Raw genomic sequence first — 24,115 nt, forward strand, 5'->3', positions numbered from 1 at the left:
GACTCGGGCTTTTTATTGCAAGCCCGGATCGCAAATGGGTTCATCCAGCGAAGGCGTGCTGGCACCACGCCATGATCGGATTCCAGAAAATTCCGAGCACCAGCAAGGCCAGCGCATTGGCACCGAACACCACAGGCACCACGCGATCCTTGCGCACTGGCGGCAGTTCACCGACAGGCTCGTCGAAGTACATGACCTTGATGACGCGCAGGTAATAGAAGCCACCGATAACAGCGCAGACCACACCCAGGATGGCCAGCCAGACCAGGCCTGCGTCCACTGCCGCGCCCAGCACCACCAGTTTGGCCCAGAAGCCCAGGAACGGCGGCACGCCGGCCAGCGACGCCATCACGCACATCACCAGCGCGGCCTGCCACGGATTGCGCGCATTGAGGCCCTTGAAGTCGTCGATGTTCTCGGCTTCGAAGCCCTGGCGCGACAGCACGATGATGCTGCCGAAAGCCGCCGCCGACATGACCGCGTAGCTGATCGCATAGAACAGGGCAGCGGCATAGCCACGCTCCCCGCCCCCGGCAAGGCCGAGCAACAGGAAGCCGATGTGCGAGACCGTGGAATAGGCCAGCATGCGCTTGAGGTTGGTCTGCGCTATGGCGATCAGGTTGCCGACCACCAGCGAAGCGGCAGCCAGGCCCGCCAGCAACAGCTGCCATTGCTCGGATATCGGCCCTAGGCCGCCTTCCAGCAGCCGGTAGGCCATGGCGAAGGCAGCGAGCTTGGGGCCGGCGCTGATGAACAGCGTGATCGGCGTGGGCGCGCCCTGGTACACATCCGGCAACCACATGTGGAACGGCGCGGCCCCAAGCTTGAAAGCCAGGCCCGCGACCAGGAACACCACGCCAGTCAGCAGCAGGGTCCGGTCTGCCACGTGCGCCGATGCGGCATGGATGCCGGCTAGGTCAAGCGTGCCGGTGGCGCCATACACCAGCGACATGCCGTACAGCAGCAGGCCGGAGGCCAGCGAACCAAGCACGATGTATTTCATGCCCGCTTCGGCGGAAAGGCCATCATCGCGATTGAGGGCGACCAGTGCGTACGAACACAGCGCCAGCAACTCCAGGCCCAGATAGACCATCACCAGGTTGCCGGCAGAAACCAGCATCATCATGCCGGCCGTGGCCAGCAGCACCAGCACCGGCACCTCGCCAACGTAAAGTTTGCGTTCGCGCAGGTACGGCCAGGCATACAGCAACGACAGTGCACTGACGGCCAGGATCACCACCTTGCTTACATCGGCCATGACGTCGCGCACGAACATGCCGTTGAATACCGTGCCCTGCCCGCCCACGCCGCAGGCGATCATGGCCAGCACGCCGGCCAGCACTAGCAGCGACAGCATATGGGTCAGCCCACGGCGCGCGTCGTCTAGGAACAGGTCGAGCATCAGCAGCGCGAAGGCGCCCCCGATCAGCACCAGCTCTGGCAGCAGCGGCATCAGGTCGGCGGTGGTGGACAGCGTAATGGTCATCGTTGTTCCTTACAGCTTGCTGTTGACGAGCTGCATTGCGAGTTGCTGGATCGCCGGCTCCATCAGGTCGGTGAGCGGCTTGGGCCACAGGCCGATGGCGAGCACGCCGATTGCGAATACGCCCAGCACCAGCATTTCGCGGCCATTGATGTCCTTGAGCTCGGCCACATGGCTGTTGGCCACTTCGCCATACATCACCCGCTTTACCAGCCACAGCGTGTATGCGGCACCGATTATCAGCGTGGTCGCGGCTACCAGGGCGATGAAGGGGTGGTCCTGGAAGCTCGCCACGATCACCATGAACTCGCCTACGAAACCGCTGGTTCCGGGCAAGCCCGCGTTGGCCATGGCGAAGAACACGAACAGCACCGCGAACCACGGCATCACGTTGGCGACGCCGCCGTAGTCGCGGATCATGCGCGTGTGCATGCGGTCGTAGAGCACGCCGACGCACGAGAACATCGCGCCAGAGATGAAACCGTGCGAAATCATCTGCACCATCGAACCCTGCAGGCCCAGGCGGGCGCCATCCAGGTTGCCGTCGCGCATCATGCCGAAGGCCACGAAGATACCCAGGGTGACGAAGCCCATGTGCGAGACCGACGAATAGGCGATCAGCTTCTTCATGTCGTCCTGTACCAGTGCCACCAGGCCCACGTAGACCACACCGATAAGCGACAGCACGATGACCAGCCAGGCCCACTCATGTCCGGCGTCCGGCAGGATCGGCAGGGTGAACCGCAGGAAGCCGTAGCCGCCGATCTTCAGCATGATCGCCGCCAGGATCACCGAACCTGCCGTGGGGGCTTCGACGTGGGCATCCGGCAACCAGGTGTGGACCGGGAACATCGGCACCTTGACCGCGAACGCGACCAGGAAGGCGAAGAACAGCCAGGTCTGTTCCTTTGCGTTGAGCGGCAGCTGGTACAGGTCGGCGAACTGGAAGCTGCCACCCTTCAGGTACAGGTACACCAGGCCCACCAGCATCAGCACCGAGCCGAGGAAGGTGTACAGGAAGAACTTGATCGAGGCATAGATGCGGCGCGGCCCGCCCCAGACGCCGATGATCAGGAACATCGGGATCAGCATCGCTTCGAAGAACACGTAGAAAAGCATCGCGTCGGTGGCGCAGAACACGCCGATCATCATGCCTTCAAGGAACAGGAACGCCGCCACGTACTGGCTGACGCGCTTCTCTATCACCGTCCACGCGCCAATCAGCGCCAGCGCGGTGGTCAACGTGGTCAACACGATCAGCGCGATGGAAATACCATCCGCGCCCAGGTTGTAGCCGATCTTGTAGGAAGGTACCCAGGCGTGCTGCTCGACGAACTGCATGGCGGGATTGGCCGCATCCATCCCGGTCAACAAGCCGATGCTGGCGACGAACGTCGCCAACGCCACGCCCAACGCCGTCCAGCGCGCCGCGGATGCGCGGTTGTTGCCCAGGGCAAGCACCAGCGCGCCGCCCAGCATGGGCAACCAGATCAATACACTAAGCAAAGGCCAGTTCGACACGTATTGGTAATCCATCAGTTGAGCGTTACAGCGTTCATTGCCAGAAACGCATGAGCACGGCCAGCAGTGCAATCAGGCCAAGGATCATTGCGAAGGCGTAGTGGTAGAGCAGACCCGATTGGGTACGCCGCAGCAGGCTGGCGGCCAGGTCCACAAGCCTGGCACTGCCATTGACCGCCGCACCATCGATCACCGTCCGGTCGACCGCGCTGGACAGCTTGCCCAACGCCAGGCCACCGCCGGCAAGGCCGCCGATCCATAGCGAATCCATCCAGTACTTCTGTTCCAGGATGTTGGCCAGGAACGCGCCGACACGGCTGTTGCGCATGCGCGCGGGCCATTCGGGCGACAGCAGGACATACAGGACCGTCGCCAGTGCAAAGCCGGCCAGCGCCAGCCAGAACGGCGCCGCCTTCATGCCATGTATCGCGAAGGCGACCGGGCCGTGGAATTCCTGCTTCAAGGCCATCACCGTGTCGCGGATGGAGAACGGCGCGTTCGGATCGGTGTTTATGAAGTCGATGGCGCCCAGGAAGAACGGCACCTGCGCGTGGTGCCCGCTCCAGTCGGTACCGAACAGCATCGGCCCGATGGTGAAGAAGCCGATCGCGATCGACGGAATCGCCAGCAGGATCAACGGCACTGTCACTACCCAGGGCGATTCATGCGGCTCATGTGCGCCGTGGTGGCCGTGATCGTCATGGCCGTGCCCCTCAACGGCGTGCTCCTCAACGGCATGCCCATCAACGGCATGCGCATGCTGCGCCCCGGCGTGCACGTCGTGGCCATGGCCGCTGTCGGCAGCGTGCGCATCGCGGAAACGCTCCTTGCCGTGGAAGGTCAGGTACAGCAGGCGGAAGCTGTAGAAGCTGGTGATGAACACGCCCAGCAGCACGGCCCAGTAACCGTAGTTGGCGATCCAGGCGCTGGGGCCGTGGACGTCCTGCGGCGCCATAGCGCCCAGCTCGGCCAGCTTGTGCGCGAATTCGCCCGCCGCTTCCTGGTGGTGCTTGGCCGCCTCGATGATGGTGTCCTTGGAATAGAACCCCGAGAAGAACGGCGTGCCGACCAGCGCCAGGGTGCCGATCCACATGGTCGCGAAAGTGATCGGCATGTACTTGCGCAGACCGCCCATCTTGCGCATGTCCTGCTCGTGATGCATGGCGATGATCACCGAGCCTGCGCCGAGGAACAGCAAAGCCTTGAAGAACGCATGGGTCATCAGGTGGAACACCGCCGCCGAATAGGCCGACACACCTAGTGCCACGGTCATGTAACCGAGCTGCGACAGCGTCGAATAGGCCACGACGCGCTTGATGTCGTTCTGCACGATACCGATCAGGCCGGTGAACAGCGCCGTGGTGGCGCCGATGAACAGGACGAAGTCCAGGGCGGTCTGCGACAGCTCGAACAATGGCGACATGCGCGCCACCATGAAGATGCCAGCGGTGACCATGGTCGCGGCGTGGATCAGCGCCGAGATGGGCGTCGGGCCTTCCATCGAATCAGGCAGCCACACGTGCAACGGCACCTGCGCGGACTTGCCCATGGCACCGATGAACAGGCAGATGCAGATGACGGTGACGATGGACCAGACGAGCGGCTGGTCCAGGACCTGCCAGGTGGACCCGAACAGCGATATCGCGCCCGACCACACCTGCACCATCCTGCCACCCAGCAGTGGCGCATTGGCAAACACTTCGGCGTAGTCCAGCGTGCCGAACATCGCCAGCACGCCGGCGATGCCGAGCAGGAAGCCGAAGTCACCGACCCGGTTGACCAGGAAGGCCTTGAGGTTGGCGAAGATCGCACTGGGCCGCTTGAACCAGAAACCGATCAGCAGGTACGACACCAGGCCCACTGCTTCCCAGCCGAAGAACAGCTGCAGGAAGTTGTTGCTCATCACCAGCATGAGCATGGAGAAGGTGAACAGCGAGATGTAGCTGAAGAAGCGCTGGTAGCCCGGATCCTCGGCCATGTAGCCGATAGTGTAGACGTGGACCAGCAGCGACACGAAGGTCACCACCACCATCATCATCGCGGTCAGCTTGTCGATCATGAAGCCGACATGCGCGTCGAAATTGCCGACCTGGAAGAACGTGTAGACGTTCTGGTTGAACGGCGAGGCACCCTGCGCCACCAGCTGGTACAGCACCCACGACGACAGCGCGCAACTGGCCGCAACGCCCAGGATGGTGATCCAGTGCGCGCCGGCGCGGCCCACCTGGCGCCCGAACAGGCCGGCCACGATGCTGCCGACCAGCGGCGCCAGCACGATGGCCAGCAGCACATTCTTGGAGAGGAGGATTTCCAGACCCGTCATCGGTGCATCAGCCTTTCAAGGTATCTACTTCGGCCACGTTGATCGTGCGCCGGGTGCGGAACAGGGTGACCAGGATCGCCAGGCCGATCGCGGCCTCGGCGGCGGCCACGGTCAGGATGAAGAACACGAAGATCTGCCCGTCGGGGTCGCCGAACTGGCGCGAGAAGGCGATGAAGTTGATGTTCACCGCAAGCAGCATCAGCTCGATGGACATCAGCAGCACGATGATGTTCTTGCGATTGAGGAAGATGCCGGCAACGCTGATGCAGAACAGCACCGCGCCCAGCGCAAGCAGGTGGCCGAGCGCGATCATGGCCTGGACTCCGTTTCGTCGGTCGCGGGCGGAACGATGAGGGTCTCGCGCACCGGATTCTCCACCGCGACATCGACCATGCGCAGGCGATCGGAGGCCTTGACGCGGGACTGCTCGGCCGGATCCTGCTTCTTGATGCCCGTGCGCTTGCGCAGGGTGAGCATCACCGCGGCAACCACCGCCACGGTCAGGATCACCGCGGCGAATTCGAAGGGCAGCAGGAACTTGGTGAACAGGGTGCGTGCCAGCCAGGCCGTATTGGAAACATCGGCCGCCTCGGAAGCGGCATTGACCGCATACGGCGTCGCCAGCTTTGCCTTGAAGCCGATCAGGGTCAGGATCTCCACCAGCATCACCACCGCCACCAGCAGGCCCACCGGCAGGTAGCGGACCCAGCCCTCGCGCAGCTTGACCACGTCGATGTCCAGCATCATCACCACGAACAGGAACAGCACCATGACCGCGCCCACGTAGACCACGACCAGCGCCACGGCGAGGAACTCGGCCCCGACCAGCAGCCAGACGCAGGCCATGGAGAAGAACGTGAGGATCAGGCACAGCACCGCATGCACGGGGTTGCGCACGCTGATGACACCACCGGCGGCGACGACCGCGACCGTGGCGAACAGATAAAAGAAGGCAAGCAGCAGATCCATCATGACCTCAGCGGAAGGCGGCGTCGGCGGCGCGGCGCTCGGCGATCTCGGCTTCCAGCCGGTCCCCGATCGCCAGCAACTGCGGCTTGGTGACGATGTTCTCGCCACGGTTCTCGAAGTGGTATTCCAGGATGTGGGTTTCCACGATGGAATCCACCGGGCAGCTTTCCTCGCAGAAACCGCAGTAGATGCACTTGAACAGGTCGATGTCATAGCGCGTGGTGCGGCGCGTGCCGTCCTCGCGCTTTTCCGAATCGATGGTGATCGCCAGCGCCGGGCACACCGCCTCGCACAACTTGCAGGCGATGCAGCGTTCCTCGCCGTTCGGGTAGCGGCGCAGCGCGTGCAGGCCGCGGAAACGCGGCGACTGCGGGAACTTCTCCATCGGGTACATCACCGTGTACTTCGGCTTGAACGTGTACTTGAAGGTCAGCCACAGGCCGCCGAGCAGTTCCAGCAGCATCAGGCTCTTGAGGTAATGGGTAAACCTGTTCATCACTCGGACGCCCTTTTCGAACACGACACCGCCCGGAGCTGCATTGGCAGCATCAGGCTCTCGAAGCAATGGGACACTTTATTGATCACTCAGACGCCCTTCTCGAACACGCCAAAAAACACCATCAACGCGGTGACCGCGATCCAGAGGATGGTCAGTGGAATGAACACCTTCCAGCCCAGGCGCATGATCTGGTCGTAGCGGTAGCGCGGGAAACTTGCACGGAACCAGATGAAGCAGCTGGCGAAGAAACCCACCTTCAGCAACAGCCAGGGCCAGCCGCCGGTCCAGATCCAGTTGATCCAGGGCGAAACGTCGGCGGTGATCCAGCCCTGCAACGGGCTCAGCCAGCCGCCCATGAAGAACAGCGAGACCAGGAAGCTGACCAGGATCATGTTGGCGTATTCGGCCAGGAAGAACAGCGAGAACGCCGCGCCCGAATACTCGACCATATGTCCGGCCACGATTTCCGACTCGCCTTCGGTGACGTCGAACGGGGCGCGGTTGGTTTCGGCCACGCCCGACACCCAGTACACGATGAAGAGCGGGAACAGCGGCAGCCAGAACCACTCGAACGGACCGTTGTTGCCGGCCTGCGCCATCACGATCTCGCTCAGATTCATGCTGCCGGCGGCAATCAGCACGCCAACCAGGGCAAAGCCCATCGCGATCTCGTAACTGACCACCTGGGCGGCCGAACGCATCGCGCCAAGGAAGGCATACTTCGAGTTGGAGGCCCAGCCGGCGATGATGATGCCGTACACGCCCAGCGAGGTCATCGCCAGCAGGTACAGCAGGCCCGCGTTGGCATTGGACAGCACCAGCTGCGCATCGAACGGCACCACCGCCCATGCCGCGAACGCCGGCGCCAAGGCAATCAACGGCCCAAGGATGTACATGGTCTTCTGAGCCTTGGCAGGCATCAGGACTTCCTTGAACAGCAGCTTGAACACGTCGGCGAAGGCCTGGAAGATGCCCATGCCGACGTACATCGGCCCGTGCCGCACGTGCATCCAGCCGATCAGCTTGCGCTCCCAGACCACGTAGAAGGCAACGGCGACAATCACCGGAACGGCGATTGTCAGGATCTTGAGGACGATCCACAGCACCACGCCAATGTTGCCCAGCCCGAGGAACCAGTCCCGCAGCGGGTCGATGGCATTCAGCAGCAGCTCGTTCATGCGCGCACCACCGTCACGCGTCCGGCGCCCAAAGGCGCGGTCGCGCCATGGCCGCTTTCGATCCACGCCGAACCCTTGGCCACACACGCATCCACGAACAGCGGCAAGGTCGCCGTGCCGTCGGGTGCGCCCACTTTCACCACCTGTCCATGGGTCAGGCCTGATGCTTCGGCATCGACGGGATTCAAGGTGATGCGTGGCGAGGTGTTGAGCGGATGCTCCTGCAGGGCCCGCGCACGGCGCACGACGCCATCGGTGCGATAGATAGCGGCGGACGCGGCCACTTCCAGCCCGGCATCGCCTACGGCCAGCGCGGGAGAGGTCGCAATGCGGTCGGGTGCCACAACCTTGCCTGCAGCTTTCGCGCCTGCCAGGTCAATGAATTCGAACGCGGACAGCTGAAGTTCTCCACCCAGTGCGCGCAACACTTTCCAGCCTTCGCGCGCCTCGCCCGGCAACTTGCCGCCAGCCTGGGTGCGCTGTTCGATGCCATCAAGATTGGTCAATACCGCGTCGATCTCGGGCAGCGCGCCAATCGGCAGGATCACATCGGCCACGTTGCGCGTGGACTTGCAGGCGAAATGGCTGAAGGCAAGCACCTTGGCAGCCTTCAGCGCCTTCTGCGCCACGGCGCCTTCGGCGAAATCCAGGCCCGGCTCGATGCCGTAGATGACATACGCCGCGCGAGGCTCGGCGAACATGCCCGCGACGTCGCGCTTGCTCGGCAGGACGCCGTTGCGCGCCAGGCCCAGCGCGTTGGCGCCTTGCGGAATGCGGCACAGCGCAGCACCGGTTGCCTCAGCGAACGCCTTGGCGGCAGCACGCAGTGCAGCGGCCTGCGGGTGGTTCTCGGCCAGCGCGCCGACGATCAATACCGGGCGGCTGGCGCCCTTCACTGCATCGATCAGCGCGGCGTCGTTCAAGGCCCCTGCCAGCTGCGACGGCGCGACGATCTGCTTAGCTGCCAGCGAGAATGCAAAGTCGAAGTCCACCGGGTTGACTGCGTAGACCTTGGCGTTGCGATGGGTGTTGGCCTTGCGGATGCGCTGGTGCAGCAACGGCAGCTCATGGCGGATGTTGGTGCCGAACAGGACGATGGCGTCGGCCTGTTCGATCTCGGCCAGCGGCATGGCGAAAGGTTCGGCCACGGCGCCATCGGAGAAGTCCCGATTGAAGATGCGATGGTCCAGGTTTCCACTACCCAGCGCATCTGCCAGACGGGCCAGCAGGCTGCCTTCGTCGTTAGAGGTTGCGGGATGCGCGAGCACACCCAGCTCATCGCCGCCGTGGGCGCGCAACAATCCGGCGGCAGCGGCCAGGCCTTCGGCCCAGGACACTTCCTTCCAGTCGTTATCGGTACCGCTCTCGCCCACCTTCAGCAGAGGCTTGACCGCGCGGTCTTCGGCGTACAGGCCTTGGTGCGAGTAACGATCACGATCGGACAACCAGCACTCGTTGACCGCTTCGTTGTCGCGCGGCACGGTACGCAGCACTTCGCCACGGCGCACGTGCGTGAACAGGTTCGAACCCATCGCATCGTGGTAGCCGACCGATTCGCGCGCGACCAGTTCCCACGGACGCGCGCGGAACTGGAACACCTTGTTGGTCAGCGCGCCGACCGGGCACACGTCGACGACATTGCCGGACAGCTCCGTGGTCAACGGCTTGCCGTCATAGGTGCCGATCTGCAGGTTCTCGCCACGGTACATGCCGCCGAGTTCATAGGTGCCGGCAATGTCCGCGGTGAAGCGAACGCAGCGCGTGCACTGGATGCAGCGGGTCATCTCGGTCGCGACCAGCGGACCGATATCCTCGTCAGGCACCACGCGCTTGCGCTCCTGGAACCGGCTGACCGAACGGCCATAGCCCAGGGACAGGTCCTGCAGTTCGCATTCGCCGCCCTGGTCGCAGATCGGGCAGTCCAGCGGATGATTGATGAGCAGGAATTCCATCACGTTGCGCTGCGACTTCAACGCCTTCTCGCTGCGAGTGGCGATCTTCATGCCATCCATGACCGGCGTGGCGCAGGCCGGCGCGGGCTTGGGCATCTTCTCCACTTCGACCAGGCACATGCGGCAGTTGGCGGCAATGGCCAGCTTGTCGTGGTAGCAGAAACGCGGGATCGGGATACCGGCCTTGTCGGCAGCCTGGATGATCATCGAGCCCTTGGGCGCGGCCATTTCCACGCCATCGATGAACACGGTGACGTGATCGGGCGGCAGGTTCGGATTCACCGGCTGGGCGCTCATGCGGCGCGCTCCTGCGCCACGCGATCAACCTTCTGGTCGACGATGGAGTGGCCGTTGAGGATGTAGTACTCGAACTCGTTCCAGTAATGACGCAGGAAGCCCTGCACCGGCCAGGCCGCCGCTTCGCCAAAGGCGCAGATGGTGTGGCCTTCGATCTGTCCTGCCGAAGCCTTCAGCGTATTGAGGTCCTCCAGCGTGGCCTTGCCCTCCACCACGCGGGTGATCATGCGGTACATCCAGCCGGTGCCTTCGCGGCACGGGGTGCACTGGCCGCAGCTTTCCTTGAAATAGAAGCGCGCGATACGCTGGCAGGCACGCACCATGCAGGTGGTTTCGTCCATCACGATCACCGCACCCGAGCCCAGGCCGGAACCGGCCTTCTGGATGCTGTCGTAATCCATGGTCAGGCCCATCATGGTTTCGCCCGGCAGCACCGGCATCGAGGAACCACCGGGAATCACCGCTTTGAGCTTGTGCCCGTTGCGCACGCCGCCCGCCATTTCCAGCAGCTCGGCGAACGAGGTACCCAGGCGGATTTCGTAGTTGCCGGGGCGTGCCACGTGGCCGGAAACCGAGAAGATCTTCGGCCCGCCATTGTTGGGCTTGCCCAGGTTGAGGAACCACTCGCCGCCGTTGCGGATGATCGCCGGCACTGAAGCGTAGGTCTCGGTGTTGTTGATCGTGGTCGGCTTGCCGTACAGCCCGAAGTTGGCCGGAAACGGTGGCTTGAAGCGCGGCTGGCCCTTCTTGCCTTCCAGCGATTCCATCAACGCGGTTTCTTCGCCACAGATATAGGCGCCGGCACCCAGTGCGTTGTAGATGTCGATGTCGATGCCCGAACCCAGCACGTTCTGGCCCAGCCAGCCGTGCTTGTAGGCCTCGGCGGTGGCTTCTTCCAGGTGCTCGAAGGGTTCGTGGTGGAACTCACCGCGCAGGTAGTTGTAGGCCTTGCTCGAACCGGTGGCGTAGCAGGCAATGGCCATGCCCTCGATCACCGCATGTGGATTGAAGCGCAGGATGTCGCGGTCCTTGCAGGTACCGGGCTCGGATTCATCGGAGTTGCAGAGGATGTATTTCTGCATGTCGCCCTTGGGCATGAAGCTCCACTTCAGGCCGGTGGGGAACCCTGCGCCGCCACGGCCGCGCAGGCCGGACTGCTTGACCATCTCGACCACGTCCGCAGGCGCGATCTTCCCTTCGATGATCTTGCGCAGCGCGCTGTAGCCACCGGTCTTGAGGTAGTTCTCGTAAGACCAGGGCTTGTCGAAATGCAGCGTGGTGTAGACCACCTGGTGCTCTTTCGGCGCCGGGCCGACGGGACCCGTCGGCTTTGAATCGGAATGTCCGTGGTGTGCCATTTCTTATTCCAACCCGTCCAGCAGCTCATCCACCTTCGCGGGGGTGAGGTTCTCGTGGTAGTGGCCGTTGATGACCATCATCGGCGCGCCGGCGCACGCGGCCAGGCACTCTTCTTCGCGCTTCATGAAGACCCGGCCGTCGGCGGTGGATTCGCCCAGCTTGCAGCCGAGTTTCTTCTCGGCATGCGCGACCAGGTCTTCGGCGCCGTTGAGCCAGCAACTGATGTTGGTGCAGAAGGCCACGTTGTTGCGGCCGACCTTCTCGGTCTCGAACATCGAGTAGAAGCTCGCCACTTCGTAGGCCCATACCGGCGGCAGGTCCAGGTACTTGGCGACGCCAACGATCAGCTCGTCGCTGAGCCAGCCCTGGTTCTGTTCCTGCGCGGCATGCAGGCCCGCCAGCACCGCCGAACGCTTGCGGTCGGGCGGGAACTTGGCCAGCCAGTGATCGATGTGCGCGCGCGTTTCATCGCTCAGCACCACCAGCGGGTCGACATTGCGCGCCGCTTCGAAATTACCCGTGGCCCTCATCGGTCCACCTCACCAAAGACAAGATCATAGGTGCCGATCATGGCCACGACGTCGGGCAGCATGTGGCCGCTGACGACATGGTCCATCGACGAAAGATGGGCAAAGCCCGGTGCGCGCAGGTGCACGCGGAACGGCTTGTTGGCGCCGTCGGAAACCAGGTAGCAGCCGAACTCGCCCTTGGGCGCCTCAACCGCGGCATAGGTCTCGCCGGCAGGCACGCAGTATCCTTCGCTGAACAGCTTGAAGTGATGGATGAGCGCTTCCATGTCGTCCTTCATCTCCTCGCGGGACGGCGGCGCGACCTTGAAGTTCTGCACCATCACCGGCCCTGGATTGGCCTTCAGCCATTTCACGCACTGCCTGATGATCAGGTTGGACTGGCGCATCTCGGCCATGCGCACCAGGTAACGGTCGTAGCAGTCTCCGTTGGTGCCTACCGGAATCTCAAACTGGACCGTGTCGTATTTCGCATACGGTTGCTTCTTGCGCAGGTCCCAGGCCACGCCCGAACCGCGCAGCATGGCGCCGGTCATGCCCCAAGCACGCGCTTCCTCGGGCGAGATCACGCCGATGCCCACGGTGCGCTGCTTCCAGATGCGGTTGTCGGTGAGCAGGGTTTCGTACTCGTCGACGCGCTTCGGGAATTCGTTGGTGAAGTCCTCGATGAAATCGAGCAGCGTGCCTTCGCGCGCGGCGTTGAACTGCTTCAGCGACTTGCCCTTGCGCCAGGGCGATTCCTTGTACTTGGGCATATGGTCCGGCAGGTCGCGATAGACCCCGCCTGGCCGGTAGTACGTGGCATGCATGCGCGCGCCGCTGACCGCTTCATAGCAGTCCATCAGCTCTTCGCGCTCGCGGAAGGCGTACAGCATCACCGCCATGGCGCCCAGGTCCAGGCCATTGGAGCCGACCCACATCAGGTGGTTCAGGATGCGGGTGATCTCGTCGAACATGGTGCGTATGTACTGCGCGCGCTCTGGCGCCCTGATGCCCATCAGCGATTCGATGGCCATCACGTAGGCATGCTCGTTGCACATCATCGACACGTAGTCGAGGCGATCCATGTAACCGATCGACTGGTTGTACGGCTTGCTCTCGGCCAGCTTCTCGGTGCCACGATGCAGCAGGCCGATGTGCGGATCGGCACGCACTATGGTTTCGCCATCCATTTCCAGGATCAGGCGCAGCACGCCATGCGCGGCCGGATGCTGGGGACCGAAATTCATCGTGTAGTTGCGGATTTCCTGGCGGCTTTCGGCAGGGTTGCTGGCGAAGGCGACGCCGGATTGCTGGACGCTCACTTGGCAGACTCCCGTTGCGCCTGCTCGGCAGCGGCACGCTCGCCGGCAGCGGTGGCGTAACGCGCATCGTCGCGGATCACGCGCGGCACGCCGACGCGGGGTTCGACCGACGTCACCGGCTCATAGATCACGCGCTTCTTCTCTTCGTCATAGCGCACTTCCACGTTGCCGATCAGCGGGAAATCCTTGCGGAACGGATGCCCGACGAAACCGTAGTCGGTGAGGATGCGGCGCAGGTCCGGGTGGCCCTGGTAAAGAATGCCGAACAGGTCGAAGGCCTCGCGTTCGAACCAGTTGGCGCCCGGCCAGATATCGGTGACCGAGGCGACCATCGGCAACTCATCGTTGCCCGCGTAGCAGCGCACGCGCAGCAAGCGGTTGTGCTGGTAGGAACGCAGGTGGGCCACCGTGGCGAAGCGATGCACCGGACCTTCGCCATGCGGACGGTTTTCCCAGGTGAAGCGCCCCGGGCCGAAGCCTAGTTCGACGCCGCGGCTGAAGCCTTCGGAGGAAACCTTGGCCGTCTCCCACTCGTCGCTGCCATAACCCAGGTAATCCACGCCGCACAGGTCGACCAGCTGCTCGAAGCCGAAATCGTCACGCAGCGACAGGCAGGCGGCGTGCCACGTATCCGAGGGCACCTCGAGCGTCACTTCGGCACGGGCTTCGGCAATGCTGAGGATGGCGTCGGGGAAACGCGCCTGCAGTTGTTCGATGTAGGTTGCAGCTTGCTCGGCCATGGGGGCGTGGCGTGCTCGGTAATGAAAGGGGTGAGGGGAATTTCGTTGAATGTGGATCAGCGGGCGATGGTCTGGGTACGCCAGATCTTCTTCTGCAACTGCAGGATGCCGTAGACCAGTGCTTCGGCCGTCGGCGGGCAGCCGGGCACGTAGACATCGACCGGCACGATGCGGTCGCAGCCACGCACCACCGAATACGAATAGTGGTAGTAACCGCCGCCATTGGCGCAGCTGCCCATCGAGATCACCCACTTCGGCTCGGGCATCTGGTCGTAGACCTTGCGCAGCGCCGGGGCCATCTTGTTGACCAGCGTGCCGGCCACGATCATCACGTCGGACTGGCGCGGCGACGGGCGGAACACAACGCCGTAACGGTCCAGGTCCAGGCGCGAAGCGCCGGCATGCATCATCTCGACCGCGCAGCAGGCCAGGCCGAAGGTCATCGGCCACATCGAACCGGTACGCGCCCAGTTCATCAGCGCGTCGACGCTGGTGGTGACGTAGCCTTTTTCCAGCAACGGGTTTTCGCCGTCGGGACGCAGGATGTCGTCGACCCGCCCTTCCGGGATAGGGCTGGTCATCAGGCGATCAATGGTGCTGATCACGCTCATAGGATCACTCCCATTCCAGGGCTCCCTTCTTCCAGACGTAGATGAAACCGAGGAACAGCATGCCCACGAACAGGCCCATGGTGACCAGCGCGCGCGCGCCAATCTCCTGCCAAACCAGGGTCCAGGGCACGATGAATATGATTTCCAGATCGAAGACGATGAACTGGATGGCGATGAGGTAATAGCGCACGTCGAACTTCATGCGCGCATCCTCGAAGGCCTCGAAGCCGCACTCGTAAGGAGACAGCTTTTGCGCGTCGGGACGCCGGGGGCCGATGAACCGTCCTATCACCATCAGCGATATGCCGATGCCGGTAGCTACGATCAGGAACAACAGGGTCGGCAGGTATTCGGCCAGCACGCGTGGTCCTCGGTTGGTTTACCTGCGGAAGCCGGCGCGATTCACGCCCCGCTGCCGCCGTTTTTCGCGTCTCCAATCATAAAGTCCGCGCCTTGCGTACGCGGGCTTTGAGACGGATTCGCATCTTGGTGCCCAAGAGGGGACTCGAACCCCTACGACTTTCGCCGCTACCACCTCAAGGTAGTGCGTCTACCAATTCCGCCACCTGGGCAAACGTGTTCGCTTGGGCACGCCCAAGCGAGATGTTCATTGTAACCGTCTTCAGCCGCCTTGCGGTGGTGTCGAAGGCTGCGGCGCTGCTTTCGCCGGCGCTGCTTTGGCTGGTGCGTTGTCGCTGCCGACCGGAGTCGATTCCACCGGAGCCGAAGAGGCCGGCGCAGCCGGCACGCTCGATGGCGTGGCAGGCAGCGTGATAGGTGCGCTGGGAACGGTCGAAGGCGCCTTGGCGGGCAGCTCACCGGCCGCGGCCGGACCTGCAGGTTGCTCGGCCATCAGGCCGAGGTTCTGCTGCACCACCGGACGGGCGCCGTGCGACGCCTGCCAGGCCATGAACAGGCTGATGCCGAAGAAGGTGATCGCCAGCCACTTGGTGCTCTTGGACAGGAAGTTGGACGCACCACGCGCACCGAACACGGTGCCGGACGCACCCGAGCCGAAGCCCGAACCCGCGGCCGCGCCACTGCCACGCTGCATCAGGACCATTGCGATGATCGCAATGGCCACCAGCACGTAGATCACATTGAGGGTCAACATCAACATTTCTGCATCTCGATCAAATTATGAAGTGGGCTGACGCGCCGAGCCGGCGGTCGCTGGTCAGTCAGCCGCAGCCCGGGCAATGGCCAGGAAATCGGCGGCCACCAGGGAGGCGCCACCGACCAGTCCGCCATCGACATCGGGTTGCGCGAACAGTTCCGCGGCATTGTCGGGCTTGACGCTTCCGCCATAGAGCAGCGGCAGCGAATCGCCAATTCTAGCATCGCGGGCCTTGAACACGCCACGGATGAAGGCGTGAACGTCCTGCGCCTGCTGCGGGCTGGCGGTGCGGCCGGTGCCGATTGCCCAGACCGGCTCGTAGGCCACCACGGCGTCCTTGAAGGCCTCGATGCCCACCAGGTCGAGCACCGGCCCCAGCTGGGAAGCGATCACCGCCTCGGTCTGGCCGGCTTCGCGCTGCTCCAGGGTTTCACCAACGCAGAGGATGGGAAGCAGGCCTGCATTACGGGCCGCACGGAACTTCAGTGCTACCAGTTCGCTGCTTTCGGCATGGTACTGGCGGCGCTCGGAATGGCCGACCAGGCCGTATCGCGCACCCACGTCCACCAGCATCGCCGCAGAAACCTCGCCGGTATAGGCGCCCTTCTCATTGCTGCTGACGTCCTGCGAGCCAAAGGCGATGTCGTGGCGTTCGAAGTCCTCGATCAGGTCGCCCAGGTAGGGCATGGGCGGCAGGATCACCACCTCGACCCCGGCCACGGGCAGGCCCGCAACCAGCTCGGCGACCAGACCGGTCGCGAAAGCGCGCGTGCCATGCAGTTTCCAGTTTCCCGCTACGATCTTTCGGCGCATCACGTGATTCCTGTCAGCCTGACTCGGGGGCCGCAAAGGATAGCCGATGGCTCGCCCTCTTCCCCAAGGACCACGATGATCTCTTCCAGCACGCCCTCAGGCTACGCCCTGGTGACAGGGGCCTCGAGCGGAATCGGCGCCGCCATTGCCCGCGAATACGCCCGGCGTGGCGTGCCATTGATCCTGACCGCGCGGCGGCTGGACAAGCTCGAGCAGCTGGCCAATGAACTGCGGCCCCAGGTCAGCGTGATAGTGATCCCTGCAGATCTGGGAGATCCGTCCGCCCCGGCATCACTGGTCGCCGAGATCGAACGACGCTCGCTGCCGGTGCGGATCCTGGTCAACAACGCCGGCTACGGGGTTCCGGGCCGTTATACGACCCGGGACTGGCCCGTCCACGCGCAGTTCCTGCAGGTGATGATCGGCGCCGTCAGTGAATTGACCTGGCGCCTGCTGCCGGCCATCCGCGAATCCGGCCAGGGGCGAATCCTCAACGTGGCGTCCTTCGCGGCACTGGTACCCGGCGCCGACGGTCAGACCCTGTATGCGGCGGCCAAGTCCTACCTGGTGAGGTTCAGCGAATCCCTGTCCCTGGAGAATGCAGATCGTGGCGTGCATGTCACCGCCTTGTGCCCTGGCTTCACCTGGTCGGAATTCCACGACGTGACCGGCACGCGCGAGATGGTGTCGAAGCTCCCGAAGTGGGCCTGGCTGGAAACCGATGCCGTCGCCCTGGCAGGGATCGAAGGCGCGGAGAAAGGCCGGGTGATCGTGGTCCCCGGGCGTGTCTACCAGCTGGCCCATTCCATCGCCAGGCACTTGCCGCAGCGCTGGGTCCTGCGAGCGATGGGCAGGAACTCCGGGCGCATCCGCAGGATCGACTGAAGCCGCCGATGATCAGCGGCGCAGCAGCCTGCGAACCGGATTCAACTGCTGGCCGAGCCTGAACCACCGGCTCCCTTCCAACTCCCTGACCCGCGCTTCGGCAAGTTCGGCCCTTCGTGCCTGCTCGCGGAGCGCGGCCTCGGCCGCGCCGACGGGGAAAGCCAGGGGATGGCCGTAACGCAGATGGAATTCATCAATCGTGCAAGGCGGAATGTCGAACGCGCCTGCCAGGTTGGCATGTTCATTGGCCAGGTAAAACGTATTGATCCCATCGAAGCGCACCTTGCGGTAGCCGGCTGCGGGGACGATGTCTTTCCATTCCGGCTCCTGGTCGAATGGCGTCTCGATGACGATCAGCCATGGACGCCAGCGGGAGAAATCCATTCCGCGCAGCACGGCGCCTTCGAATCCTTCCACGTCGATCTTGAGGAAATGGATCTCGCCGCTGACGTACTCCTCGCACAGCGAGGCAAGCGTGCGCATGGGCAGCTTGCACTTCTCCAGCTGGATGCCGGACGCCGCATACATGGCCACCATTTCGTCACTCGCGGTCGATAGCCCGCTATCGGGAAAGACGTGGAAATCCACTTCTCCCTGAGTTTCACCGACGACCAGCTGCAGGTTGGTGTCCCCGGGACGCTCGCGGCACAGCGCCTGGTAATAGACATCCACCGGTTCCACGTTGATGCCGCGCCAGCCGCGTTCGTAATAAGCGCGCGTCACCGAATCATGATTGGGGTCGTTGGCGCCGACGTCGATGTAGAAACCGCCCGGGAAGAACTGCAGCGCCCGCCAAAGCGCGATGTCTTCGAAGTTCTGGGCGTAGGAAATGAAGGTCATGCCTGCATCCTGCCCGCCCCGGCCAAGGCATGGCAAGCGTGGCTGGACATCATGTCGACTCCGGTCGCGGCCGGCGGCCGTACACGCGGGTCGCCATCACTTCAGTTTGATCTCGCGCAGCCGCTCTTCCAGGTAGCCCTGGGCTGTGATCGGTTCGGGGTAGCGCTTGGGATTACCGGGCGTAATCGTGGAAGGCAACACGTCGATCAGGAAATCCGGGTTGGGATGCAGGAAGAACGGCACCGAATAACGGGGCTTGCGCGCCTGCTCCCCCGGCGGGTTCGTCACCCGGTGGGTGGTGGACGGGTACACGTGGTTGGTCAGGCGCTGCAGCATGTCGCCGATGTTGACCACGATGGTGTCGGCGTCAGAGGTGAAAGGCACCCACTCGCCCTGCTGTGAACGCACTTCCAGCCCCGCGGCGCTGGCGCCCACCAGCAGCGTGATCAGGTTGATGTCCTCGTGCGCACCGGCGCGCACGTTGGGGATGTCATCGGCAGTGATCGGCGGGTAGTGGATCGGGCGCAGGATCGAATTGCCCGAGTTGGTCTTGTCGGCGAAATAGTCTTCCGGCAGTTCCAGATGCAGGGCCAGCGCCGCCAGCACGCGCGAACCCAGCTGGTCGAGCGCCTGGTAGAGCCCATAGCCATGTTCGCGGAAGCCCGGGACTTCATCTGGCCACAGGTTCGGCGGCATCACGTCGGCGTATTCTGAATCGCGCGGGATTTCGCGACCGATGTGCCAGAACTCCTTCAGGTCGAAATGCTTGGAGTCCTTGGCGGTCTCCACGCCGAACGGGGTGTAGCCACGGGCGCCGCCGCTGCCGGGCACGTGGTACTTGCGCTTGGTTTCCTCCGGCAGGGCGAAGAAATTGCGGAACGCATCGTAGGCGGCGTCGATGGCACCTTGCGGAATGCCGTGGTTGCGAATGCCAGCGAAACCCCACTGCCGATAAGCCGCGCCCAGTTCGGCGACGAACGCCTCGCGGTCGTTGCTGCTGGACGGATTGATGAAACGGTTGATATCGAGGGTTGGAATTCTTTCGGACATGGAATGCTCTGGTTGCTTGTTGCGTTCTGCACAGGCAGAAGGAGGTTCAGGATGCCGCACGCACCGCGTCGGCAAGTTTGTCGAGCGTGCGCTGCACCAGGGCATCGTCGTCCGCTTCCACGGTGACGCGCACGACCGGCTCGGTGCCCGAGGGACGCAGGAAGGCGCGTCCACGGCCTGCTACGGCTGCCTCGGCTTCTACCAGTGCCGCCTTGACGCTATCCGCTTCGGTGGGGCGGGCGCCATTGTTCAAGCGCACGTTGATGGTCTTCTGCGGCACCATCACCAGTCCGGCCAGCGCCTGGCGCAGCGAAAGTCCGGTACGGCTCAGCACTTCCAGTACCTGCAGGGCGCTGACGATGCCGTCGCCGGTGCTGGTGCGGTCAAGGCAAAGCAGATGACCGGAGGCCTCGCCGCCCAGGATGCCCTTCCCTTCCACCAGGGCCTGGTGCACATAGCGGTCGCCGACCTTGGTGCGGATGAACTTGATGCCGGCCTTGGCGAAGGCCTGTTCCAGGCCGTAATTGGTCATCAGTGTGCCGACCACCGGGCCGCGCAGGCGCCCGGTGCGGTTCCAGTCGTTGGCCAGGATGTAGACCAGGCCATCGCCATCGACCACGGTCCCGTCGCCATCCACGAACAGCACGCGGTCGCCGTCGCCATCGAAGGCGATGCCCAGGTCGGCGCCGCTCTCGCGAACGCGGGATGACAGGGCTTCGGGGTGGGTCGAGCCAACCCCGTCGTTGATATTGAGTCCATTGGGATCGGCGCCGATCACCTCCACGCGCGCACCCAGCTCGCGCAGCACCAAGGGGGCGACCTGGTAGGTCGCGCCATTGGCGCAGTCGACCACGATGCGCATGCCGTCCAGCCCGAACTGCCGCGGCACCGAACTCTTGCAGGCCTCGACGTAGCGCCCGATAGCATCGCGGCTGCGCACTGCCTTGCCCAGCTGCTCGGAAGGCACGGTGCGGAAGGGATGCTCCAGCGCCGCCTCGATGGCCAGTTCGGTTGCATCGTCCAGCTTTTCGCCTTCAGCGGAGAAGAACTTGATGCCGTTGTCGTGGTGCGGGTTGTGCGAGGCCGAGATCACGATACCGCCGTCGGCGCGGAACGAGCGGGTCATGTGCGACACCGCCGGCGTGGGCATGGGGCCCATCAGCTCCACATCCACGCCCGCGGCCACCAGGCCCGCTTCCAGCGCGGCTTCGAACATGTAGTTTGAAATGCGCGTGTCCTTGCCGATCAGCACGCGCGGCTTGCGCCAGTCGTCCGTGGCCTTGACCGAGGCGCGCAGCGCGTGCCCGTAGGCATTGCCCAACCGCAGCATGAAATCAGCGGAAATAGGGCCTTCGCCGACGCGGCCGCGGATGCCATCGGTGCCGAAATACTTTTTCTTGCTCATGCAGCGTCCACCAAGGGACCCTCCTTTGGTTTTGGCTGTTTCATCATCAACGCCAGCAGGTCGGCGAGGCGGTCACGCAGTTCGCGGCGGTCGCAGATCTGGTCGATGGCGCCGTGTTCGACCAGGAACTCGGAACGCTGGAATCCCTCCGGCAGGGTTTCGCGCACGGTCTGTTCGATCACGCGCGGGCCGGCGAAGCCGATCAGGGCTTCGGGTTCGGCCATGTTGATGTCGCCCAGCATGGCGAACGAGGCCGACACGCCGCCGGTGGTGGGATGGGTCATCACCGAGATGTACGGCAGGCCGGCTTCGCGCAGGCGGCCCAGCGCGGCGGAAGTCTTGGCCATCTGCATCAGCGACAGCAGGCCTTCCTGCATGCGTGCGCCGCCGCTGGCGGAGAAGCACACGAATGGAGAGCCGATCTGCAGCGCGCGTTCGGCGCCCAGGGCGAAGCGCTCGCCTACCACCGAACCCATCGAGCCGCCCATGAAGGCGAAGTCGAAGGCCGCCGCGACCAGCGGGCGCTCCTTCAGGGTGCCCTGCAGCACCACCAGCGCATCACGCTCGCCGGAGGACTTCTGCGAGGCCTTGATGCGGTCGACGTACTTCTTCTGGTCCTTGAACTTCAGCGCATCCACCGGGCCCAGGGCCGCGCCGATTTCCTCCAGCTTTCCGGGGTCGAACAGCGCCGTCAGGCGTGCCCGGGCGCGGATGGCCATGTGGAAGTTGCACTTGGGGCAGACTTCGAGGTTCTCCTCCAGCTCGGGCCGGTAGAGGACCGAGCCGCAGCGCTCGCATTTTTCCCACAGGCCTTCCGGCACGCTGCGCTTGTTCCTGGTGGCGCCCGCCTGGGTGCGGATGCCCGACGGCATCAGTTTGCTGAGCCAGCTCATGCGTTTGCCATGGTATTTGCGGTGTCCCGTTCAGTTTCGGCGCTTCAGCCAGCGGCGAAGTTTAGCCCAGGCGCCGTCGATCGCGGGTCAGGCGTCCAGCGCGGCCCGCAGCGGAGCCAGGAATGCCGCGGCCCGGGAAGCCGCATCCGCAGGATCTATGGCATCGGCAAGGCTGGCCACCAGCGCGCTGCCCACCACTACCCCGTCGGCTTCGACGGCCATGGCGGCCGCGCTGGCCGCGTCCCTGATGCCGAAGCCGGCCACGACAGGGACCCGGCTATGTGCGCGCAGGTCATGCAACCTGGCCCCTGCCGCTGTTGTGTCCAGGTGGCCGGCGCCGGTCACCCCGGCGAAGCTGACGTAGTACAGGTAACCCTGTGCGGTTTCGCAGAGCATCGCCATGCGTTCGGAGGAGGTGGTCGGCGATGCCAGAGCGATCAGGTCCAGGCCGTGCCGCGAAAACAGCTCGCGCGTGTCGGCTGCTTCTTCCGGAGGCAGGTCGACCAGCAGAACGCCATCGACGCCGGCGGCAACGGCTTCGGCGGCGAAGCGCTCGTAGCCATGGATCTCGACCGGATTCAGGTAACCCATCAGCACCACGGGCGTGGTGGCGTCACGCTGGCGGAACTCGCCGACCGCCTTGAGCACGTAGCGCAGCCCGGCCCCGCGCCGCAAGGCCTGCTCGGAACTGCGCTGGATGGTCGGGCCGTCGGCCATCGGGTCGGAAAACGGCACTCCCAGTTCAATCACGTCCGCGCCCGCTTCGACCAGTGCGTGCATGGCCGGCACGGTCGCTTCCAGCGAAGGGTCGCCGGCGGTGATAAAGGGGATGAGGGCCTTGCGGCGACCTGCTTTGAGTTGTGAAAAACGACTGGCGATTCGACTCACGATGAAGCCTCGTTTGAGCCTCTCTCCCACCGGGAGAGGGGTTGGGGTGAGGGTGCGGCGAAGCAGTGATGGTTGATACGCGTGGACTCCGCCGCACCCTCATCCGCCCTTCGGGCACCTTCTCCCGCAGGGAGAAGGGATTCGTCTACAGCTCAAGGCCTTCGCGCATGGCGATGGTATGCACGTCCTTGTCGCCGCGTCCGGACAGGTTGCACAGCACCAGCGCGTCCTTTGGAAGTTCGCGCGCCAGCTTGATCGCCTGGGCGACGGCATGGCTGGATTCGAGCGCGGCCAGGATGCCCTCGGTGCGCGCCAGGGTGTGGAAGGCGGCCAGTGCCTCGTCATCGGTGACGCCAACGTATTGCGCGCGCCCGGCGTCGCTGAGGAAGGAATGCTCCGGGCCCACGCCCGGGTAGTCGAGGCCTGCGGACACCGAATGGGTCTCGGTGATCTGGCCGTCGTCATCGCAGATCACGTAGGTGCGGTTGCCATGCAACACGCCGGGGCGGCCCGCGGAAATCGAGGCGGCGTGACGTCCGGTTTCGACGCCGTCGCCGGCCGCCTCGGCGCCGACGATCTTCACGCCGGCATCGTTGAGAAAGGCATGGAACAGGCCGATCGCATTGCTGCCGCCGCCGACGCAGGCGGTGATCACGTCGGGAAGACGGCCATATTCCGACAGCATCTGCGCACGCGCCTCCCGGCCGACCACCGCATTGAAGTCGCGCACCATGCGCGGATACGGGTCGGGGCCGGCGACCGTGCCGATGATGTAGAAGGTGTCCTGCACATTGGTCACCCAGTCGCGCATCGCTTCGTTCAAGGCGTCCTTCAGGGTCTGCGAACCCGAGGTCACCGGAACGACTTTCGCGCCCAGCAATTGCATGCGGTAGACGTTGATCTTCTGGCGCTCGATGTCGGTGGCGCCCATGTACACCACGCACTCCAGGCCCAGGCGTGCGGCGACAGTGGCACTGGCCACGCCATGCTGGCCGGCACCGGTCTCGGCAATGATGCGGGTCTTGCCCATGCGGCTGGCCAGCAGGGCCTGGCCGATGGTGTTGTTGATCTTGTGCGCGCCGGTGTGGTTCAGGTCCTCGCGCTTGAGCAGGATGCGGGCGCCGCCGACTTCCCGGGACAGGCGCTCGGCTTCGTAGATCGGGCTGGGGCGGCCGACGTAATGCTTGAGGTCCTTTTCGAATTCGGCGATGAAGGCCGGGTCCACGCGGGCGGCGTCATAGGCGGCCGCCAGCTCCTGCAGCGGCCCGATCAACGTTTCGGCGACGAAGCGGCCGCCGTAGCGCCCGAAGTGGCCATTGGCGTCGGGGTAGGCGTGGTAGTCGGTGATGGGAGCCTGGTTCATCGTGGTGATCGACTGCGGTCTGGGGGGACCGCACTTTAACGCACACGAACGCGCCAATAAATCGATAAAATCTCACCCACCCGTCAGTAAAACTCACA

At 64.1% G+C, this 24,115-nt stretch carries 23 protein-coding genes and 1 tRNA gene; 1 reads left to right on the forward strand and 23 read right to left on the reverse strand.

Features of this window, described 5'->3' with window-relative positions; all coding sequences use genetic code 11:
* Nucleotides 1-40: 40 nt before the first annotated feature.
* From nuoN to tpiA, 17 genes are all read right to left on the reverse strand, one after another.
* Nucleotides 41-1,486 (reverse strand): NADH-quinone oxidoreductase subunit NuoN, encoded by a 1,446-nt coding sequence (nuoN, locus tag DT603_RS07325; protein WP_162349220.1) that lies wholly within the window; start codon nt 1,484-1,486, stop codon nt 41-43.
* Nucleotides 1,487-1,495: 9 nt separating this feature from the next.
* Nucleotides 1,496-3,004 carry an NADH-quinone oxidoreductase subunit M gene (locus DT603_RS07330; RefSeq protein ID WP_162349408.1) on the reverse strand — a complete coding sequence of 503 codons (1,509 nt, stop codon included), beginning with the start codon at nt 3,002-3,004 and terminating at the stop codon, nt 1,496-1,498.
* 34 nt (nt 3,005-3,038) lie between these two features.
* Entirely contained in the window at nt 3,039-5,318 is a 2,280-nt protein-coding gene (gene nuoL / locus DT603_RS07335) for an NADH-quinone oxidoreductase subunit L (RefSeq protein ID WP_162349409.1), read from the reverse strand.
* Between the two features lie 16 nt (nt 5,319-5,334).
* Complete coding sequence (gene nuoK / locus DT603_RS07340; protein ID WP_162349221.1) at nt 5,335-5,640, reverse strand: NADH-quinone oxidoreductase subunit NuoK; 306 nt, start codon at nt 5,638-5,640, stop codon at nt 5,335-5,337.
* Nucleotides 5,637-6,299, reverse strand: coding sequence for an NADH-quinone oxidoreductase subunit J (locus DT603_RS07345; protein ID WP_162349222.1), 663 nt, complete (start codon nt 6,297-6,299; stop codon nt 5,637-5,639). The genes nuoK and DT603_RS07345 overlap by 4 nt, the downstream gene beginning before the upstream one ends.
* Before the next feature lie 4 nt (nt 6,300-6,303).
* A complete protein-coding gene (gene nuoI, locus DT603_RS07350) occupies nt 6,304-6,792 on the reverse strand; it encodes an NADH-quinone oxidoreductase subunit NuoI (RefSeq protein ID WP_162349223.1) in 489 nt (162 codons plus the stop codon).
* Nucleotides 6,793-6,881: 89 nt separating this feature from the next.
* Nucleotides 6,882-7,973: an NADH-quinone oxidoreductase subunit NuoH gene (nuoH, locus tag DT603_RS07355; protein ID WP_162349224.1), complete on the reverse strand. Its 1,092-nt coding sequence runs from the start codon at nt 7,971-7,973 to the stop codon at nt 6,882-6,884.
* Complete coding sequence (gene nuoG / locus DT603_RS07360; RefSeq protein ID WP_162349225.1) at nt 7,970-10,222, reverse strand: NADH-quinone oxidoreductase subunit NuoG; 2,253 nt, start codon at nt 10,220-10,222, stop codon at nt 7,970-7,972. Before nuoG ends, nuoH begins: the two co-directional genes overlap by 4 nt.
* Nucleotides 10,219-11,580 (reverse strand): NADH-quinone oxidoreductase subunit NuoF, encoded by a 1,362-nt coding sequence (gene nuoF / locus DT603_RS07365; protein ID WP_162349226.1) that lies wholly within the window; start codon nt 11,578-11,580, stop codon nt 10,219-10,221. Before nuoF ends, nuoG begins: the two co-directional genes overlap by 4 nt.
* Nucleotides 11,581-11,583: 3 nt before the next feature.
* Complete coding sequence (gene nuoE / locus DT603_RS07370; protein ID WP_162349227.1) at nt 11,584-12,111, reverse strand: NADH-quinone oxidoreductase subunit NuoE; 528 nt, start codon at nt 12,109-12,111, stop codon at nt 11,584-11,586.
* A complete protein-coding gene (locus DT603_RS07375; protein ID WP_211368353.1) occupies nt 12,108-13,337 on the reverse strand; it encodes an NADH-quinone oxidoreductase subunit D in 1,230 nt (409 codons plus the stop codon). The genes nuoE and DT603_RS07375 overlap by 4 nt, the downstream gene beginning before the upstream one ends.
* A 71-nt stretch (nt 13,338-13,408) precedes the next feature.
* Complete coding sequence (locus tag DT603_RS07380) at nt 13,409-14,152, reverse strand: NADH-quinone oxidoreductase subunit C (RefSeq protein WP_162349229.1); 744 nt, start codon at nt 14,150-14,152, stop codon at nt 13,409-13,411.
* A 56-nt stretch (nt 14,153-14,208) separates the two neighbouring features.
* Nucleotides 14,209-14,763 carry a NuoB/complex I 20 kDa subunit family protein gene (locus DT603_RS07385; protein WP_162349230.1) on the reverse strand — a complete coding sequence of 185 codons (555 nt, stop codon included), beginning with the start codon at nt 14,761-14,763 and terminating at the stop codon, nt 14,209-14,211.
* Between the two features lie 4 nt (nt 14,764-14,767).
* A complete protein-coding gene (locus DT603_RS07390) occupies nt 14,768-15,124 on the reverse strand; it encodes an NADH-quinone oxidoreductase subunit A (protein ID WP_162349231.1) in 357 nt (118 codons plus the stop codon).
* A gap of 126 nt (nt 15,125-15,250) precedes the next feature.
* A tRNA-Leu gene (locus DT603_RS07395) sits at nt 15,251-15,335 on the reverse strand.
* A gap of 50 nt (nt 15,336-15,385) precedes the next feature.
* On the reverse strand, nt 15,386-15,883 hold the full coding sequence (secG, locus tag DT603_RS07400) for a preprotein translocase subunit SecG (RefSeq protein ID WP_162349232.1): 498 nt from the start codon (nt 15,881-15,883) through the stop codon (nt 15,386-15,388).
* A 57-nt stretch (nt 15,884-15,940) separates the two neighbouring features.
* Nucleotides 15,941-16,693, reverse strand: coding sequence for a triose-phosphate isomerase (gene tpiA, locus DT603_RS07405; RefSeq protein ID WP_162349233.1), 753 nt, complete (start codon nt 16,691-16,693; stop codon nt 15,941-15,943).
* 75 nt (nt 16,694-16,768) lie between these two features.
* Here tpiA and DT603_RS07410 point away from each other — a divergent pair, with 75 nt between their 5' ends.
* The gene (locus DT603_RS07410; protein ID WP_162349234.1) at nt 16,769-17,578 is read left to right on the forward strand and encodes an SDR family NAD(P)-dependent oxidoreductase; all 810 of its coding nucleotides are present in this window, start codon (nt 16,769-16,771) and stop codon (nt 17,576-17,578) included.
* A 12-nt stretch (nt 17,579-17,590) separates the two neighbouring features.
* Here the strand turns inward: DT603_RS07410 and DT603_RS07415 are convergent, their stop codons facing one another.
* The 6 genes from DT603_RS07415 to trpB form a co-directional block, all read right to left on the reverse strand.
* On the reverse strand, nt 17,591-18,418 hold the full coding sequence (locus DT603_RS07415; RefSeq protein ID WP_162349235.1) for an FkbM family methyltransferase: 828 nt from the start codon (nt 18,416-18,418) through the stop codon (nt 17,591-17,593).
* Between the two features lie 96 nt (nt 18,419-18,514).
* Nucleotides 18,515-19,468 carry an isopenicillin N synthase family dioxygenase gene (locus DT603_RS07420; RefSeq protein ID WP_162349236.1) on the reverse strand — a complete coding sequence of 318 codons (954 nt, stop codon included), beginning with the start codon at nt 19,466-19,468 and terminating at the stop codon, nt 18,515-18,517.
* A gap of 46 nt (nt 19,469-19,514) precedes the next feature.
* Nucleotides 19,515-20,873, reverse strand: a complete 1,359-nt coding sequence (gene glmM, locus DT603_RS07425; RefSeq protein WP_162349237.1) for a phosphoglucosamine mutase — start codon at nt 20,871-20,873, stop codon at nt 19,515-19,517.
* Nucleotides 20,870-21,766: an acetyl-CoA carboxylase, carboxyltransferase subunit beta gene (accD, locus tag DT603_RS07430; protein WP_162349238.1), complete on the reverse strand. Its 897-nt coding sequence runs from the start codon at nt 21,764-21,766 to the stop codon at nt 20,870-20,872. Before accD ends, glmM begins: the two co-directional genes overlap by 4 nt.
* 87 nt (nt 21,767-21,853) lie before the next feature.
* Nucleotides 21,854-22,654 carry a tryptophan synthase subunit alpha gene (gene trpA, locus DT603_RS07435; RefSeq protein WP_162349239.1) on the reverse strand — a complete coding sequence of 267 codons (801 nt, stop codon included), beginning with the start codon at nt 22,652-22,654 and terminating at the stop codon, nt 21,854-21,856.
* A 145-nt stretch (nt 22,655-22,799) separates the two neighbouring features.
* The gene (trpB, locus tag DT603_RS07440) at nt 22,800-24,017 is read right to left on the reverse strand and encodes a tryptophan synthase subunit beta (RefSeq protein ID WP_162349240.1); all 1,218 of its coding nucleotides are present in this window, start codon (nt 24,015-24,017) and stop codon (nt 22,800-22,802) included.
* Nucleotides 24,018-24,115 lie beyond the last annotated feature (98 nt).

The organism is Pseudoxanthomonas gei, from assembly GCF_010119615.1.
Classification (GTDB): Bacteria; Pseudomonadota; Gammaproteobacteria; order Xanthomonadales; family Xanthomonadaceae; genus Pseudoxanthomonas_A; species Pseudoxanthomonas_A gei.

What these genes read in the sequence shown, in the direction of transcription:
- DT603_RS07415 (WP_162349235.1), bottom strand. Translation starts at nt 18,418, where the DNA reads ATGACCTTCATTTCCTACGCCCAGAACTTCGAAGACATCGCGCTTTGG.
- nuoH (WP_162349224.1), bottom strand. Translation starts at nt 7,973, where the DNA reads ATGAACGAGCTGCTGCTGAATGCCATCGACCCGCTGCGGGACTGGTTC.
- nuoE (WP_162349227.1), bottom strand. Translation starts at nt 12,111, where the DNA reads ATGAGGGCCACGGGTAATTTCGAAGCGGCGCGCAATGTCGACCCGCTG.
- trpB (WP_162349240.1), bottom strand. Translation starts at nt 24,017, where the DNA reads ATGAACCAGGCTCCCATCACCGACTACCACGCCTACCCCGACGCCAAT.
- DT603_RS07410 (WP_162349234.1), top strand. Translation starts at nt 16,769, where the DNA reads ATGATCTCTTCCAGCACGCCCTCAGGCTACGCCCTGGTGACAGGGGCC.
- tpiA (WP_162349233.1), bottom strand. Translation starts at nt 16,693, where the DNA reads ATGCGCCGAAAGATCGTAGCGGGAAACTGGAAACTGCATGGCACGCGC.
- DT603_RS07345 (WP_162349222.1), bottom strand. Translation starts at nt 6,299, where the DNA reads ATGATGGATCTGCTGCTTGCCTTCTTTTATCTGTTCGCCACGGTCGCG.
- secG (WP_162349232.1), bottom strand. Translation starts at nt 15,883, where the DNA reads ATGTTGATGTTGACCCTCAATGTGATCTACGTGCTGGTGGCCATTGCG.
- DT603_RS07375 (WP_211368353.1), bottom strand. Translation starts at nt 13,337, where the DNA reads ATGAATTTCGGTCCCCAGCATCCGGCCGCGCATGGCGTGCTGCGCCTG.
- accD (WP_162349238.1), bottom strand. Translation starts at nt 21,766, where the DNA reads ATGAGCTGGCTCAGCAAACTGATGCCGTCGGGCATCCGCACCCAGGCG.
- nuoG (WP_162349225.1), bottom strand. Translation starts at nt 10,222, where the DNA reads ATGAGCGCCCAGCCGGTGAATCCGAACCTGCCGCCCGATCACGTCACC.
- DT603_RS07380 (WP_162349229.1), bottom strand. Translation starts at nt 14,152, where the DNA reads ATGGCCGAGCAAGCTGCAACCTACATCGAACAACTGCAGGCGCGTTTC.
- nuoN (WP_162349220.1), bottom strand. Translation starts at nt 1,486, where the DNA reads ATGACCATTACGCTGTCCACCACCGCCGACCTGATGCCGCTGCTGCCA.
- nuoI (WP_162349223.1), bottom strand. Translation starts at nt 6,792, where the DNA reads ATGAACAGGTTTACCCATTACCTCAAGAGCCTGATGCTGCTGGAACTG.
- glmM (WP_162349237.1), bottom strand. Translation starts at nt 20,873, where the DNA reads ATGAGCAAGAAAAAGTATTTCGGCACCGATGGCATCCGCGGCCGCGTC.
- DT603_RS07420 (WP_162349236.1), bottom strand. Translation starts at nt 19,468, where the DNA reads ATGTCCGAAAGAATTCCAACCCTCGATATCAACCGTTTCATCAATCCG.
- nuoF (WP_162349226.1), bottom strand. Translation starts at nt 11,580, where the DNA reads ATGGCACACCACGGACATTCCGATTCAAAGCCGACGGGTCCCGTCGGC.
- nuoK (WP_162349221.1), bottom strand. Translation starts at nt 5,640, where the DNA reads ATGATCGCGCTCGGCCACCTGCTTGCGCTGGGCGCGGTGCTGTTCTGC.
- DT603_RS07385 (WP_162349230.1), bottom strand. Translation starts at nt 14,763, where the DNA reads ATGAGCGTGATCAGCACCATTGATCGCCTGATGACCAGCCCTATCCCG.